The organism is Sphingomonas sp. BK580 (genome assembly GCF_014194975.1).
Lineage (GTDB): Bacteria > Pseudomonadota > Alphaproteobacteria > Sphingomonadales > Sphingomonadaceae > Sphingomonas.
The window spans coordinates 262,844-277,801 of sequence record NZ_JACIAY010000003.1; the positions used below are offsets into that span (position 1 = coordinate 262,844).

The following is a 14,958-nucleotide window of genomic DNA, read 5'->3' on the forward strand; positions in this document are numbered from 1 at the left end:
GCGCGCTACCGAATGGGTGAACCACGCCCACGGGAGCGGCGCCCGCCGGCCCGCCCCCGATCAGAAACTCGCCGACACGGTCACCCCATACGTGCGCGGGTCACCCGGCTGGCCGACCACCAGCCCGGTGTTGCCCGACTGCGTCGCCAGCAGCTCGTAATAGTCCTGGTCGAAGGCGTTGCGCAGCCACAGGAAGGCGTTGAGCCCACGGTCGCTGCGATAGCCCAGCCGCACGTTCGAGATCGAGTAACCGTCGATGTTGGTGTAGATCGACTCCGACGGGTTGCTCGAGAAGTCGGAGCGATAGCTGCCGTCATAACCGAGATAGACGTTGCCACCCTCGCCGCCCAGCGTCACCGGCACCGCGTATTCGGCGCCGTAGGAGAAGGCCCATTTGGAGATGCCGGGCAAGCGCTGGCCCGAGATGTCGCAATTGGCCGGGCTGCTCGTGCCGCCCGACAGCTCGGGCGGGCACGGCGCATCGGTGAAGTCGACGTATTTGGCGTCGGTATAGGCCGCGTTGGCGTAGACGTTGAGCCGCGTCGTCGGGCGGAACGCCGAGTCGAGCTCGACGCCGCGCGTCCGCACCTTCCCCGCATTGGCGAGATAGCCGCGCAGCACCCCGAGCTGGCCGTTGGTGACGGTCGCCTGATAGTCCGAGATGTCGGTCCAGAAGGCCGCCAGGTTCACCGTCGCGCGGCGATCGAGGAACTGGGTCTTGAGCCCCAGCTCATAGTGGTTGACCTTCTCGGGCTTCACCGTCGCCGCGCCGAGGATAGGATTGTTGCCGGCGTCGAGCGGCAGACCCGAGAGGTTGATCCCCCCCGACTTGTAGCTGCGCGCGTAGGTCGCGTAGCCGTGGACGTCGGCGGCGAGGTCCCAAGCGGCGGTGATATCGCCTGAGACGTTCCAATTGTCGAAGTCGGGCGCGTAGCTCTGCGGCGCGAGGACGCCGCGCTGATCGCTGGTCAGCGTGGTCGAGCCGCTGCCCGTCGTCACCACCGAGACGTAGGAGCCGCGCTTCTTGTCATAGTTGACGCGCACGCCGGGCGCGATCGAGAAGCTGTCGCCGAGATGCCAGGTGAGCTTCCCGAACGCCGCGGCGGAGGTGTTGGTGAAGCCGATCGTGTTGCGCGCGGTCAGCCCGTCGAGGATCGCCGGGTTGCACGCCGCGCTGCTCGGGCGCGCGCAGCCGTTGGCCCCGAACGGCGGGTCACCCGGGTTGAGCAGCCAGCGGCTCGCCGCGGGGCCCTGCACCTGTAGCCCCTGCGTGTCGATCGTCTGGCGGAAGTAGAACAGGCCGGCGACGTAATCGACGCGGTGCTGCCCGTTCGAGGCGACGCGCAGCTCCTGGCTCACCTGCCTCTGCTGCGACGGGTTGGCCGACACCGTGGTGATCGGCAGGCCGATGAAATCGCGGTCGTTCGACGGATCCCAGTCCCAGAAGCGCCACGCCGAGACCGAGGTGAGCGTCGCCGCGCCGAGGTCCCAATTGGCCACCAGCGACACGCCGCCCAGCTCCTGGCGTGCGCGCAACGGCGTGTCGAGGTCGGTGAGCCGGTCGAAGGCGTTGCGTGACGGTGGCTCGTAGCCGAAGGCGGCGGCGAGCGCCTCATATTGCCGCGACAGCGGCCGTTGCGTGCGCCCGACCCGCGCGAAGATCTGTGCGCAACAGTCCGGATCCTGGTTGTTGTAATCGCCCGCGAGGGTGAGATCGAGGTTGGACGCCGCCTGCCAGAACAGCTGCCCCCGCACGCTGCGGTTGTCCTGCGCGTTGACGTAGGCGCCCGTGCGGGTGTTGTAGATCGTGCCGCGCCGAGACGTCACGGAGGCGGATAAGCGGATCGCCAGCGTGTCGTCGATCAGCGGGCCGGAGACCGAGGCCTTGGCCTGGAGGAACTCGAGGTTGCCCGCGGTGAGCTCGACCCGCGCCTCGGGGGTGAAGCTCGGCCGCCGCGTGGTGATGTTGATCGCGCCCGCGGTGGTGTTCTTGCCGTACAACGTGCCCTGCGGGCCGCGCAGGATCTCGATCCGTTCGGTGTCGGTGAAGTCGAAGGTCGCCGAGGCGATGCGCGAGTAGTAGACCTGGTCGACGTAGATGCCGACGCCCTGCTCGATCCCGTCGTTGGTGAGACCGAACGGCGCGCCCAGGCCGCGGATGTTGGCCGCCGAATTGCGCGGGTTGGTCGAGTAGAACTGGAGGGTCGGCTGGATCTGCGTCAGCCGGCTGACATTGTACGCGCCCGTCTCCGCCAGCGCGGTGCCGCCGATCACCGAGACCGCGAGCGGCACGCGCTGCACGCTCTCCGCGCGGCGCCGCGCGGTGACGACGATGTCGCCCCCGCCCTGCTGCGCCGGTCCGAGCCGCCCGCGCTCGTTGTCGCCGCTGCCGTCGTTCGCGCCGCGGACCACCGCATCGTCCTGCGACGTCGTGTCGGCCGGCGCGCCTGTCGTCTGAGCGGCGGCCGACGGCACAGCGGCCTGCGCCAGTAGAAGCGCGAGCGTCAGCGACATCGATTTCCCCCTGTTAGTCTCGACACCGTCCTGCATCGCTGATCCCGCATCATCTATCAACGAAGTAGGAGTATCAGGGGGACTTGAAACGCTTCGCACCACTCCCATCTACGAAGCGTGCGGCGCCGCTGGCCGGGCCGCACGGACAAAGGCGCCGCGGACGACCGGGCGCCTTGCTTCAAATAGCTCATCGGAGGATTTGAACATGCGTTTCGACCTGACTCCCTACCGCCGCTCGACCATCGGCTTCGATCGTCTGTTCGACATGATCGAGGCGAACGCGCGCGGCGCATCCGAGAATTACCCGCCGTTCAACCTGGAGCGAGTCGCCGACGACCGCTACCGCATCACGCTGGCCGTCGCCGGCTTCGGCCGCGACGAGATCGAGATCATCGCGCAGCAGAACCTGCTGCTCGTCGCCGGCAAGAAGGATGATCGTGCGGAGAATGCGCAGTTTCTCCACCTCGGCATCGCCAACCGCAGCTTCGAGCGGCGGTTCGAACTGGCCGACTTCGTCTTCGTGGAGGATGCGCGGCTGAACGACGGCCTGCTGGTGATCGACCTGGTCCGCGAAGTGCCCGAGGCGATGAAGCCGAAGTCGATCGCGATCAAGACCGGCCCGCAGCTCGCCGCGGTGGAGGAGAAGTCCGCCGACGAGGCCAAAGCCGCGTAACGCCAGCCGCGCGAGCGGGATCGGCGTCTCTTTGCTCCCTTTCGAGGCGCCGGTGGGGGCGTCCGGGTCGACAGGCTCGGGCGCCTTTCCCTTGTCGCGCTGTCTCGAAGGGCAACGCTGTCGCTCGCCATCCAAGCGTCTTCACGCGAGAGGATCCCAGCGCCACCCCGATCACGAGCGATCCAAGCGCCTGAGCGCCCGCGAAGGCGGCAGCGCGATGCGCTCCCCTGCGATCGCCTGATCCATCTCGTCTGAACGGTCGGCGCGCTCCGGCGAACGCCGAAGCTGCGGCTAACGCGGTCACTGCCGGCCCAACCGCGCTCCCGCAGCCGCGGGAGCACGGTTTGGCTCGAATGCCGTCCCAAAGGCTTACTCCGCGCGCCGTGCGCCGTCGTCGTCGGCCGTTCGTGCCCGCGCCGCATGGCCGAGCCGCGGCGCGGGCTTGGGCAAGCGGCGCCGCGGCGCCTCGAGCTGGCGGTGGCTCGGCATGCCGGCGCGGGTCGGCGTCGAGCGGTCGAGCAGGAAACACGCGACCTCCTGCGCCAACGCGTCCGCCTCGCCGGCGAGCGCGCGCGCCGCGGCGGTGGTCTGCTCCACCATCGCGGCGTTCTGCTGGGTGACGCCGTCCATCTCGGCGATCGCCTTGCTCACCTGCACGAGCCCGGTCGATTGCTGCTCGGCCGCCTCGGCGATCTGCCCGACCAACACGCCGATCTCGCCGACGCGCGCGATGATACGGGTCAGCGCGTCGCCCGCCTCCACCACCAGCTTGGCCCCCGCGCCGACCTGCTCGGTCGAGGCGCCGATCCGCTTCTTGACGTCGCGCGCCGCCTCGGCGGAGCGCTGCGCCAGCGCGCGCACCTCCTGCGCCACGACCGCGAAGCCGCGACCGGCGTCGCCCGCGCGCGCCGCCTCCACCCCCGCGTTGAGGGCGAGGAGGTTGGTCTGAAACGCGATCCCGTCGATCACGCTGATGATATCGCCGATCTCATGCGAAGCGCGCTGGATGCCGCTCATCGCCTCGACCGCGCGGCGCACGACCTCGCCCGAGCGCTCGGCATCCCCGCGCGTCTCCCCCACCACGCCGTTGACGCGTGCGACGCCGTCGGCGGTTTGGCGCACGGTCGCGGTGATCTCCTGGAGCGCCGCCGAGGTCTGCTCGAGGCCGGCGGCGTGCTTCTCGGTGCGGTGCGACAGGTCGTCGGTCGCCTGGAGGATGTCGGCCGCGCCGTCGCTGATCCCCGCGGCGCTCTCCTGCACCGCGGCGAGTACCGCCGCGAGCGCCCCGATCGCCGCGTTGAAATCGGTGCGCAGCTTGCCGAAGGCACCCTCCAGCTCGGTGTCGACCCGTGTCGTCAGATCGCCGCGGGCGAGCGAGTCGAGCCCGGCGCCCACGCTGGTGACGATCAGCGCCGTCTGCCGCGTCTTCTCCTCATCGGCGGCGAGCAGCCGGTCGCGCAGCTTGATCGCGGCGGCGGCGACGTCGCCGACCTCATCGCCGCGCTCCGCGCCAGCGATCTCGACCCCGAGATCCCCGTCGGCGAGCCGCAGCAGCGCGCCGGTCACCGCGTCGAGCGGACGGGCGATGCCGCGGATCAGCAGCGCCAGCATCACGATCACCAGCAGCGCGGTCACCGCCATCGCGACGAAGGTGATCAAGCGCGCTTCGTCGGCGAGGGCGCGCGCGGTGGCCACGCCGGTGTCGAGCGAGCCCGATTGCTGCACCAGCAGCCGGCTCGAGTCGCGCGCGACATCGGCGAAGGCCGGCGTGCGCGCGCGGAACGTCGCCAGCCGCGCCGCAGCAGCGCCGCCATGTGGGCGCGCCTCGGTCGCACGATAGGTCGCCCAGTCGTGCGCGAACTCGCGCAGCATGCCCTGGGTCACCGGCGAGCGCAGCCGGCCGTTGAGCTCGGCGATCCCGCTCTCCACCGCGCGCCCGCGCTCGGCGAGCTCCTCCGTCGCCGCCGCGGCCTCCGCGCCGTCCCGCGCCGTCAGCAGCCCGGCTTCGCCGAGACGGTACTGGGTGGCCGCGAGCCCCAGCGCCGAGATCGACTCGTAGTTGAGACGGCGGTGCGCACCGATATCCTCGGCGATGGCGTCGATCCGGCTCACATTGGCGAGCGCGAGCAGGTTGATCCCCAGCATCACGACGAAGATCACCGCGAACGACAGGACGAGCCTGGGCGCGATGCGTAGCTGGTTCATCAGGGGCACGCTCCGTTGACCCGCGCCGACGTCCGGTGCGCGGTTCCGCTGCCCCAATTATAAGATGACCGCTCGCCGGAGCGGTCGTCGCGCTACACCAGTCGGCTCTGTTTCACCGCCGCCTCGATGAAGCTGGCGAAGAGCGGGTGCGGGTCGAACGGCTTGCTCTTCAGCTCCGGATGGAACTGGACGCCGACGAACCACGGATGGTCGGGGCGCTCGACGATCTCGGGCAGCGTGCCATCGGGCGACATGCCCGAGAACACCAGCCCGCCCTTCTCCAGCGCCTCGCGATAGCCGGTGTTGACCTCGTAGCGGTGGCGGTGGCGCTCGGAGATCTGCGTGTCGCCGTAGATCGAGGCGACCACGCTGTTGCCGGCGAGCGTGGCGTCATAGGCGCCGAGCCGCATCGTCCCACCGAGGTCGCCCTGCGCCTCGCGCTGCTCGAGCCCGTCGCGCCCCATCCACTCGGTGATGAGGCCGACGACGGGTTGCTCGGTGGGGCCGAACTCGGTCGACGAGGCCTCCGCGATCCCGGCCAGATCGCGCGCGCCCTCGATGCAGGCCATCTGCATGCCGAAGCAGATGCCGAAATAGGGGATCTCGCGCTCGCGCGCGAACCGCACCGACTTGATCTTGCCCTCGGCGCCGCGCTCGCCGAACGCGCCGGGAACCAGGATCGCGTCGAGCGGCTCGAGCTGGCTGACGATCTCCTCGTCGTCGTGCTCGAACAATTCGGCGTCAATCCAGCGGACGTTGACCTTGACCCGGTTGGCGATGCCGCCGTGAACCAGCGCCTCGTTGAGCGACTTATAGGCGTCCTGCAGGCCGACGTACTTGCCGACGACGCCGACCGTCACCTCGCCCTCGGGATGCTGGAGGCGATCGACGATCTCCTGCCAGCGAGTGAGGTCGGGGGGCGAGGAGGGCGTGATGCCGAAGGCGCGCAGCACCTCCGAGTCGAGCCCTTCGGCATGATATTGCAGCGGCACCGCGTAGATGCTGGCCGCGTCGAGCGCCGGGATGACCGCGCTCTCGGGCACGTTGCAGAACAATGCGATCTTGGCGCGGTCCGAGACGGGAAGCGGCTTCTCGCAGCGGCACACCAGCACGTCGGGCTGGACGCCGAGCGCGGCGAGCTCGCGCACCGAGTGCTGGGTCGGCTTGGTCTTCAGCTCGCCCGCGGCGGCGATGTACGGCACCAGCGTGACATGGACCGAGATGGCGTTGCCGCGGCCCACCTCGTTCTTGAGCTGACGGATCGACTCGATGAAGGGCAGCGACTCGATGTCCCCCACCGTGCCGCCGATCTCACACAGCACGAAGTCGAGGTCGTCGGTCTCCGCCCGCGCGAACGCCTTGATCGCGTCGGTCACGTGCGGGATCACCTGCACCGTCGCGCCGAGATAGTCGCCGCGTCGCTCACGCTCGATGATCGTCTTGTAGATCCGGCCGGAGGTGATGTTGTCCGACTGGCGCGAGGCCACCCCGGTGAAGCGCTCGTAATGGCCGAGGTCGAGGTCGGTCTCGGCGCCGTCGTCGGTGACGTAGACCTCACCGTGCTGATACGGGCTCATCGTGCCGGGATCGACGTTGAGGTAGGGATCGAACTTCCGGATCCGCACGCGATAGCCGCGCGCCTGCAGCAGTGCCGCGAGGCTCGCTGCCATGAGACCCTTGCCGAGCGAGGAGACCACGCCGCCGGTGATGAAGATATACCGCGCCATGGGGCGAACTGCCTAACCTTAGAGTACGAGCGAGGGCAAGCGCGCGGTTCGCCCGCGCGCGACGAGTCGACGCTGTGACGGCGATCAGCGCGCCAGCGGCACGCCGTTGTCGGCCGGCGCCGGGGCCGGCGCGGCGGCGTTCGCCGGTCCACCCGCGAGCGGAACCTGCGCGGCGGCGTCGGGCTGAGTCGGCGCCGGCTGCTGGGTCTGTGCCGCGGGCACGCGCCGCTGCAGCGAGGTGTCGACCGAGACCGCACCGCGGTGCGCCGCGATGAAGGCGAGCACGATGCTCATCACCACGAAGATCCCGGCCAGCACCGAGGTGGCGCGCGTCAGGAAATCCGCCGCACCGCGCGCCGACATCAGCCCGGAGGGGCTGCCCGACGAGGTCAGCCCGCCGCCTTCCGAGCGCTGCATCAGGATCACGGTGACGAGGGCAGCCGCAATGATGGCCTGGACGACGAGCAGGAAGGTGAACATGGGAGCGACGCGGGTCCGATACAGCGAGGGGCACGCGCGACCAGGTCGCGCACGCCGGATGGCGGGCACATAGGGGAGCCGCGGGCGCGGATCAACCGCGCCGCTCGCCGCCCGCGGCGGCACGAATTCGCCCCGCTAATTCGTGACATGGCTGAAACCAGCCGCGGAAGCGGGCGTTATTCCCGCACAAACCCGGAACGGACCGGGCGCGATGCAGCGGGACGAGGACGTGGCAACATTGGCGCAACCCGAACTCAGTTCGTGGATGAACGCGCTGGTCGATTACGTGCGCTCGGGCGAGCCCGATCTCACCAATCGCCAGATGGCGCTTCTCCTGGTCGTTTACTTGCGGCCCGGGCCGCACACGGTGCGCGGGTTGGCGCGTGTGCTCAACGTCTCCAAACCCGTGGTGACGCGCGCCTTGAACAGACTGGGTGCGCTCGGCTATCTGCGCCGCCAACGCGACGACAGCGACAAGCGCAACATCTTCGTCGCGCGTACATCCGAAGGGGCAGATTTTCTTGAGGAGTTCGGCCAGTTCATCGGTGACGGCGACCACCCGCCCGCCCGCGCCGTCGAGCAGCAGCACGTCACCGCGTAGTGGCTTCACGCTGACCGGGCGGTCGCGCACGCTCGACCCGCGCACCCATGCGGTGCGCGCCGACATCGCCGACGTCCGCCTCGCCGACCAGGTCTTCGCACCGCATTACGCTGCCCCACTGCGCCGTTCGCTCGCGGAAGCGACGCCACTGCGTGAGGGACGTGATCCCGCCGCGACCGCGCTGGCCGACCTGCCCGCCGGCGCGCCCTTCGACGTGCTCGACGTCACCGGTGACGTCGCCTGGGGGATCGCGGTCGATCAGAATCTCGTCGGCTACGTCGACGCCGCCGCGGTACGCGCACCATGACGCTCACCGTCTTCATCGATGGTGCGGCGGGCACCACCGGGCTCGAGATCCGCGAGCGGCTGGCGAGCCGCGGCGATGTCGCGCTGGTCACGGTCGAGGAGTCGCGACGCAAGGAACCGGCGGCGCGCGCCGAGGCGCTCAACGACGCCGATGTGGTGATCCTGTGCCTGCCCGACGATGCCGCTCGCGAGGCGGTGGCGATGATCGCCAACGATCGCACGCGCGTGATCGACGCGTCCACGGCGCATCGGACCGTCTCTGACTGGACCTACGGGCTCGCCGAGCTCGAGCCCGACCAGGCCGATCGGATCGCGGCGGCACGCCGGGTCACCAACCCGGGTTGCTATCCCACCGGCTTCCTCGCGCTGGTTCGCCCGCTGGTGCGCGCGGGTCTGCTCGGCACTGACGCGCCGCTCAGCGTCAACGCCGCCTCGGGCTATTCCGGCGGCGGCAAAGCGATGATCGCCGAGTTCGAAGGCGGCGAGGCCGTGACCGCCTTCCGTCCCTATGCGCTCGCGCTCGCGCACAAGCATGTCGCCGAGATGACCCGCCATGCCGGGCTGAGCGTGGCGCCGATCTTCCAGCCGGCGGTGGCGCGGACCTATCGCGGCATGGTGGTGCAGGTACCGCTGCACCTCAGCCAGCTCGCGCGCGCCGCTACCTTGACCGACCTGTCCGAGGTGCTCGCCGAGGCCTATGATGGCGGGCGCGTCGTCCGCTTCGCGCACGAGGCGGCGACCGTGGTGAAGATCGAGGACGATGCCGGGTCCGACCGAATGACGCTGCGAGTCGACGGCAACCAGGCGACCGGCCAAGCGCTGCTGATCGCGACGCTGGACAATCTCGGCAAGGGCGCGGCAGGGGCCGCGGTGCAGAACCTCAATATCATGGCCGGCTTCGACCCCGTCGCCGGTCTGACACTCTAGAAAGCGACGCAGGAGACTCAGATGGAGCGCAATCCGGTGGGCAAGCTGCTGCTGTTCGGTGCGACCGGCGACCTGGCCAAGCGCATGCTGCTACCCTCGCTCTTCGGGCTGCATGCCGACGGGTTGCTGCCCGCCGGACTGACGATCACCGGCTCGGCGCGCGGCGACCTCGACGACGACGCCTTCCGCGACGTCACGCGGAAGGCGCTCGACGAGTTCCTGCCGGCCGACCGCAAGGACCCGGGCGCGATCGACAGCTTCCTCCAGCGGCTGCAGTTCCAACCCGCCGACCTGTCCGACCCGACCAGCTTCCAGCCGCTGGCCGACAAGATCGGCGACGTCTCGGGTGGCCTGGCCATCTATCTCTCCACCGCGCCGTCGCTGTTCGAGCCGGCGGTGAAGGGGCTGGAGAGCGTCGGCCTCGCGGGCGACACGGTGCGGATCGGGCTGGAGAAGCCGCTCGGCTACGATCTCGGATCGAGCCGCGAGATCAACGACACCGTCGCCTCGGTCTTCCCCGAGGATCGGATCTTCCGCATCGATCACTATCTCGGCAAGGAGACGGTGCAGAACATCCTGGCGCTGCGGTTCGGCAACTCGATGTTCGAGCCGATCTGGAACGCGACGGGGATCGACAACGTCCAGATCACCATCTCCGAGACGGTCGGGCTCGAGGATCGCGCCGGCTATTACGAGGGCGCAGGCGCGCTGCGCGACATGGTCGCCAACCACATGCTCCAGCTGGTCGCGCTGATCGCGATGGAGCCGCCGGCGCTGTACGACGGCACCGCGATCCGCGACGAGAAGGCCAAGGTGTTCCGCTCGCTGCGTCACATGAAGCCGGAGGAGGTGCAGACCTACACCGTCACGGGCCAGTATGAGGAAGGTGCCGTCAGCGGCAAGGTCGTGCGCGGCTATGATTCCGAGCTCGGCTATGACAGCGACGTCGAGACCTTCGTCGCGATCAAGGCGTTCGTCGACAATTGGCGCTGGCAGGGCGTGCCCTTCTACCTGCGCACCGGCAAGCGCATGGCCAAGCGCCGCAGCGAGATCGCGATCCAGTTCAAGCCGGTGCCGCACTCGATGTTCTCCGGCCGCGGCGGGCTGCTCCAGCCCAACAAGCTGATCATCCGGCTGCAGCCGGAGGAATATGTCCAGTTGCTGGTGATGACCAAGGAGCCCGGGCTCGACCGCGAGGGGATCAAGCTGCGCGAGGTGCCGCTCAACCTCAGCCTCGACGCCCAGTTCGCCGGCACGCGGCGCCGCATCGCCTACGAGCGGCTGCTGCTCGACCTGATCGAGGGCGACCAGACCCTCTTCGTCCGCCGCGACGAGGTCGAGGCGCAGTGGAAGTGGATCGATGCCATCCGCGCCGGCTGGACCGCCGCGCAGACCAAGCCCAAGCACTACGCGGCGGGCACCTGGGGCCCCGCCGGCGCGATCGCGCTGACCGAGCGCGACGGGGTGAGCTGGCACGACGATTGAGGCCGTGCGGGTTCCCGCGAACGCAGGAACCCAGCAGCGTCGGGCGGCGCGCTCGTGGCTCTGGGCTCCTGCGTTCGCCGGAGCGCGGGTCGCTGACATAGCCTACGCCGCGGCGGACGCCGGGGTTCAGGTGAATAGGCCGCATTGCGGCTCACCACCGCCGGCCCAGCGGGACCCGGGCGCGCCGGGGTGGAAGCGCGAAGGGCGCGCGCCGCTTACCGCTCGGCGGCCCTCCCTTGCCGCTACCATCGCAATGCTCGGTTGACCTGACCGAACTTCCTGCGAAAGCAGGGCGACGACCCTGCCGGCGCGTACCGCGCGGCGACCAGCGCGGCCCGCAGCGCCGCGACGGAGAGAGACATGACCGAGATCGAGTGGTGGGAATATGACGACGCGGCCGAGCTGGCCGACGCCGTCGCTGGCGACATCCAGTTCGTCGTCGAGAGCGCGATCGACGCGCGCGGCTCGGCGGTGATCGCCCTGGCGGGCGGCAAGACCCCCCTGCCCGCCTATGAGAAGCTGGCGCAGGCCAAGCTCGACTGGAAGCGCGTGACGATCATCCCCGGCGACGAGCGCATCGTCCCACTCGGCGACCCGCTCTCCAACGTCACGGCACTGGGCAAGATCTTCATCCCCAAGGGCGCGCGCGTGATGCCGATCGTGCCCAAGGCGACCGACGACTACAAGGCCGCGGGCCGCTCCGCCGACGCGCTGATGCAGGACCTGCACTGGCCGCTCGACCTGTGCCTGCTCGGCGTCGGCCGCGACGGTCACACCGCCTCGATCTTTCCCGGCCCCGACTATGACGAGGCGCTCAACGGACCCAAGGAGCGCCGTGCGCTCGGCATCCTGCCGGATCCGCTGCCGCCCGAGGCGCCGGTGGCGCGGGTCACGCTCAGCCGCCAGGCGATCGCCACCGCGCGCGCGCTCATGATCGCGGTGACGGGCGACGCCAAGCGCAAGGTGATCGAGGACGCCATCAAGGAGGGGGCGGGCTCGCCTTATCCGATCGGCCGCGTGCTCGCCGACGTCGAGTTGCCCGTCGACATCCACTGGGCCGCCTGAGTCCACCACCGAACACGTATTCCGACCGCGCGGGACTTGAGTGCGGCAGGGCGCTGCCGCACAACCGCGCCGCCGCGCGACGACCCGCCCGAGCCGAAGGTAGCAGCATGAATCCAGCCGTCAGCGCCGTCACCGACCGGATCATCGAGCGCTCGCGCCCGACCCGCCAGGCGTATCTCTCGCTGACCGAGCGCGAGCGCGACGGCTGGATCGGCCGCCCGCGGCTCGGCTGCGCCAATCTCGCGCACGCTTATGCCGGCACGCCCGAGGACCGCGAGGCGATGACGACGCGGCACGAGGCGATGAACATCGGCCTCGTCACCGCCTACAACGACATGCTGTCGGCGCACGCGGTCTATTACCGCTACCCCGAGCAGATGAAGGTGTGGGCGCGCGAGGTCGGCGCGACGGCGCAGGTGGCGGGCGGCGTGCCCGCGATGTGCGACGGCGTGACGCAGGGCTATGCCGGGATGGAGCTCTCGCTGTTCAGCCGCGACACGATCGCGCTCAGCACCGCGGTCGCGCTGAGCCACGGCACCTTCGAGGGCGCGGCGCTGCTCGGCATCTGCGACAAGATCGTGCCCGGCCTGCTGATGGGCGCGCTGCGCTTCGGCCACCTGCCGATGATCCTGATCCCCGGCGGTCCGATGCCCTCGGGCCTGCCCAACAAGGCCAAGGCGGCGGTGCGCGAGCGCTTCGCCGAGGGCCAGGCGACCCGCGACGAGCTGCTCGACGCCGAGATCCAGGCTTATCACACGCAGGGCACCTGCACCTTCTACGGCACCGCCAACACCAACCAGATGATGATGGAAGTGATGGGCCTGCACATGCCGGGCGCCGCCTTCGTCAATCCCGGTACCAAGCTGCGCCAGGAGCTGACCCGCGCCGCGGTCCACCGGCTCGCCGCGATCGGCGTGCACGGCGACGATTACCGCCCGCTCGGCGTCTGCGTGGACGAGAAAGCGATCGTCAACGCCGCCGTGGGGCTGCTCGCCACCGGCGGCTCGACTAACCACCTGCTCCACCTTCCCGCGATCGCGCGTGCGGCGGGGATCGTGATCGACTGGGAGGACTTCGATCGCCTCTCCGCCGCGGTGCCGACCGTCGCGCGGGTCTATCCCAACGGTTCAGCCGACGTGAACGCGTTCGAGGCCGCGGGCGGCATGCCCTTCGTGATCCGCGAGCTGATCGGCGCCGGCTATCTCCACCGCGACCTGATGACCGTCGCCGGCGATGATCTCTCCGCCTACGGCGAGCGCCCGGTGATCGCGGGCGAGCAGCTGACGTGGCAGGCGGTGCCGGCGAGCGGCGACGAGACGATCCTGCGCCCCGCCGACCGGCCCTTCTCGCCCGACGGCGGGATGCGCATTCTCCAGGGCAACATCGGCCGCGCCTGCATCAAGGTCTCGGCGGTCGAGCGCGAGCGCTGGGTGGTCGAGGCGCCCGCGCGCGTCTTCGCCGACCAGCTCGAGGTGCTCGCCGCCTTCCGCAACGGCGAGCTCGAGCGCGACGTGGTCGTGGTGGTCCGCTTCCAGGGACCGCGTGCCAACGGCATGCCGGAGCTGCACAAGCTGACCCCGCCGCTGGGCGTGTTGCAGAACCGCGGCTTCAAGGTGGCGCTCGTCACCGACGGGCGCATGTCGGGCGCGAGCGGCAAGGTGCCGTGCGCGATCCACTGCTCGCCCGAGGCGCTGGGCGGCGGCGCGATCGGGCTGATCCGCGACGGCGACCTGATCCGGGTCGACGCCGAGGCGGGCACGCTCACCGCGCTGGTCGACGCCGACGAGTGGGCAGCGCGCGCGCCGGCCGCGGCGCCGCCGCCCGCCAGCGGGATGGGACGCGAGCTGTTCGGCCTGTTCCGCGGGCTCGCCGACGAAGCCGAGAAGGGTGCCAGCGCGATATTGGCGGGCGCCGGATTGTGATTCGCTAGGCCCCCTCCCGCGGGAGGAGGGTCGGGAGGGTACCGGGGCGCTCGCCCCCGACGCTCGGCGGGGAGAGGGAGAAGAGCATGCAGATCGTATCGGTGGACATCGGCGGCACCCACGCCCGTTTCGCGATCGCCGAGGTCGACAAGGGCCGCGTCCAGTCGCTCGGCGAGCCGGTGACGCTCAAGACCGCCGAGCACGCCAGCCTGCAGACCGCCTACGAGGCGTTCCGCGCGCGCCAGGGCGGCACCCTGCCCCCCGCCGCCGCGATCGCGGTGGCCTCGCCGATCACCGGCGACGTGATCCGCCTCACCAACAACCCCTGGGTGATCCGCCCCTCGCTCATCCCGGAGCGGCTCGGCGCCGAGCAGTGGACGATCATCAACGACTTCGGCGCGATCGGCCATGCCGTGGCGCAGCTGCCCGCCGGCGATTTCGAGCATCTCTGCGGCCCCGACACCGACCTGCCCGGCGACGGCGTCACCACCGTCTGCGGCCCGGGCACGGGGCTGGGCGTCGCACAGGTGTTCAAGCGCGACGGGCACTATTGGGTGCTGCCGACCGAGGGCGGGCACATGGACTATGCCCCGCTCGACGGCATCGAGGACGCGATCCTCAAGCGGCTGCGCAAGACCTACACGCGCGTTTCCGCCGAGCGGATCGTCGCCGGCCCCGGCATCGTCGCGATCTACGAGACGCTCGCCGAGCTCGAGGGCCGCGCGGTGCTGCGCCGCGACGACAAGGCGATCTGGACCGAGGCGCTCGAGGGTACCGATTCGATCGCGCTCGCCGCGCTCGACCGCTTCTGCCTCGCGCTCGGCGCGGTGGCAGGCGACCTCGCGCTGGCGCAGGGCGCGCAGGGCGTGGTGATCGCCGGCGGGCTCGGGCTGCGGATCAAGGACAAGCTGCTGCGCTCGGGCTTCGACCAGCGCTTCGTCTCCAAGGGCCGGTTCCAGTCGATGATGGCGGCGATCCCGGTCAAGCTCATCACCCATCCCCAGCCCGGCCTGTTCGGCGCCGCGGCGGCTTTCGCGCAGGAGCATCAGTGAG

Annotated in this window: 12 protein-coding genes; 8 read left to right on the plus strand and 4 right to left on the minus strand. The window is 70.1% G+C overall.

Going from position 1 to position 14,958, the window contains the following annotated elements:
• Positions 1–60 precede the first annotated feature (60 nt).
• Positions 61–2,514, minus strand: coding sequence for a TonB-dependent receptor (locus FHY05_RS07760; protein ID WP_183943802.1), 2,454 nt, complete (start codon positions 2,512–2,514; stop codon positions 61–63).
• 205 nt (positions 2,515–2,719) lie between these two features.
• On the opposite strand from FHY05_RS07760, the gene FHY05_RS07765 reads away from it, so the two are divergent.
• A complete protein-coding gene (locus tag FHY05_RS07765) occupies positions 2,720–3,187 on the plus strand; it encodes an Hsp20 family protein (RefSeq protein WP_183943803.1) in 468 nt (155 codons plus the stop codon).
• A 369-nt stretch (positions 3,188–3,556) separates the two neighbouring features.
• Here FHY05_RS07765 and FHY05_RS07770 read toward each other — a convergent pair whose 3' ends face one another.
• The 3 genes from FHY05_RS07770 to secG all read right to left on the minus strand — a co-directional run bounded on the left by FHY05_RS07770 (position 3,557) and on the right by secG (position 7,599).
• On the minus strand, positions 3,557–5,392 hold the full coding sequence (locus FHY05_RS07770) for a methyl-accepting chemotaxis protein (RefSeq protein ID WP_260181390.1): 1,836 nt from the start codon (positions 5,390–5,392) through the stop codon (positions 3,557–3,559).
• Between the two features lie 92 nt (positions 5,393–5,484).
• Positions 5,485–7,119 (minus strand): CTP synthase, encoded by a 1,635-nt coding sequence (locus FHY05_RS07775; protein ID WP_183943804.1) that lies wholly within the window; start codon positions 7,117–7,119, stop codon positions 5,485–5,487.
• 84 nt (positions 7,120–7,203) lie between these two features.
• Positions 7,204–7,599, minus strand: coding sequence for a preprotein translocase subunit SecG (gene secG, locus FHY05_RS07780; protein ID WP_183943805.1), 396 nt, complete (start codon positions 7,597–7,599; stop codon positions 7,204–7,206).
• A 265-nt stretch (positions 7,600–7,864) separates the two neighbouring features.
• Here secG and FHY05_RS07785 point away from each other — a divergent pair, with 265 nt between their 5' ends.
• The 7 genes from FHY05_RS07785 to glk all read left to right on the plus strand — a co-directional run bounded on the left by FHY05_RS07785 (position 7,865) and on the right by glk (position 14,957).
• Positions 7,865–8,200 (plus strand): MarR family transcriptional regulator, encoded by a 336-nt coding sequence (locus FHY05_RS07785; RefSeq protein ID WP_183944036.1) that lies wholly within the window; start codon positions 7,865–7,867, stop codon positions 8,198–8,200.
• Complete coding sequence (locus FHY05_RS07790; RefSeq protein ID WP_260181393.1) at positions 8,145–8,507, plus strand: SH3 domain-containing protein; 363 nt, start codon at positions 8,145–8,147, stop codon at positions 8,505–8,507. The genes FHY05_RS07785 and FHY05_RS07790 overlap by 56 nt, the downstream gene beginning before the upstream one ends.
• Positions 8,504–9,433 (plus strand): N-acetyl-gamma-glutamyl-phosphate reductase, encoded by a 930-nt coding sequence (gene argC / locus FHY05_RS07795; protein WP_183943806.1) that lies wholly within the window; start codon positions 8,504–8,506, stop codon positions 9,431–9,433. The genes FHY05_RS07790 and argC overlap by 4 nt, the downstream gene beginning before the upstream one ends.
• A gap of 21 nt (positions 9,434–9,454) precedes the next feature.
• Complete coding sequence (gene zwf, locus FHY05_RS07800; RefSeq protein WP_183943807.1) at positions 9,455–10,918, plus strand: glucose-6-phosphate dehydrogenase; 1,464 nt, start codon at positions 9,455–9,457, stop codon at positions 10,916–10,918.
• Between the two features lie 360 nt (positions 10,919–11,278).
• Positions 11,279–11,983 carry a 6-phosphogluconolactonase gene (gene pgl / locus FHY05_RS07805; RefSeq protein WP_183943808.1) on the plus strand — a complete coding sequence of 235 codons (705 nt, stop codon included), beginning with the start codon at positions 11,279–11,281 and terminating at the stop codon, positions 11,981–11,983.
• 107 nt (positions 11,984–12,090) lie between these two features.
• A complete protein-coding gene (edd, locus tag FHY05_RS07810) occupies positions 12,091–13,905 on the plus strand; it encodes a phosphogluconate dehydratase (RefSeq protein WP_183943809.1) in 1,815 nt (604 codons plus the stop codon).
• Positions 13,906–13,991: 86 nt separating this feature from the next.
• Complete coding sequence (gene glk, locus FHY05_RS07815; RefSeq protein ID WP_183943810.1) at positions 13,992–14,957, plus strand: glucokinase; 966 nt, start codon at positions 13,992–13,994, stop codon at positions 14,955–14,957.
• Position 14,958: the final 1 nt, after the last annotated feature.

Bases quoted from the DNA above. Each gene is read 5' to 3' on its own strand.
- FHY05_RS07760 (WP_183943802.1), bottom strand. From the start codon at position 2,514: ATGTCGCTGACGCTCGCGCTTCTACTGGCGCAGGCCGCTGTGCCGTCG.
- FHY05_RS07765 (WP_183943803.1), top strand. From the start codon at position 2,720: ATGCGTTTCGACCTGACTCCCTACCGCCGCTCGACCATCGGCTTCGAT.
- FHY05_RS07770 (WP_260181390.1), bottom strand. From the start codon at position 5,392: ATGAACCAGCTACGCATCGCGCCCAGGCTCGTCCTGTCGTTCGCGGTG.
- FHY05_RS07775 (WP_183943804.1), bottom strand. From the start codon at position 7,119: ATGGCGCGGTATATCTTCATCACCGGCGGCGTGGTCTCCTCGCTCGGC.
- secG (WP_183943805.1), bottom strand. From the start codon at position 7,599: ATGTTCACCTTCCTGCTCGTCGTCCAGGCCATCATTGCGGCTGCCCTC.
- FHY05_RS07785 (WP_183944036.1), top strand. From the start codon at position 7,865: ATGAACGCGCTGGTCGATTACGTGCGCTCGGGCGAGCCCGATCTCACC.
- argC (WP_183943806.1), top strand. From the start codon at position 8,504: ATGACGCTCACCGTCTTCATCGATGGTGCGGCGGGCACCACCGGGCTC.
- zwf (WP_183943807.1), top strand. From the start codon at position 9,455: ATGGAGCGCAATCCGGTGGGCAAGCTGCTGCTGTTCGGTGCGACCGGC.
- pgl (WP_183943808.1), top strand. From the start codon at position 11,279: ATGACCGAGATCGAGTGGTGGGAATATGACGACGCGGCCGAGCTGGCC.
- edd (WP_183943809.1), top strand. From the start codon at position 12,091: ATGAATCCAGCCGTCAGCGCCGTCACCGACCGGATCATCGAGCGCTCG.
- glk (WP_183943810.1), top strand. From the start codon at position 13,992: ATGCAGATCGTATCGGTGGACATCGGCGGCACCCACGCCCGTTTCGCG.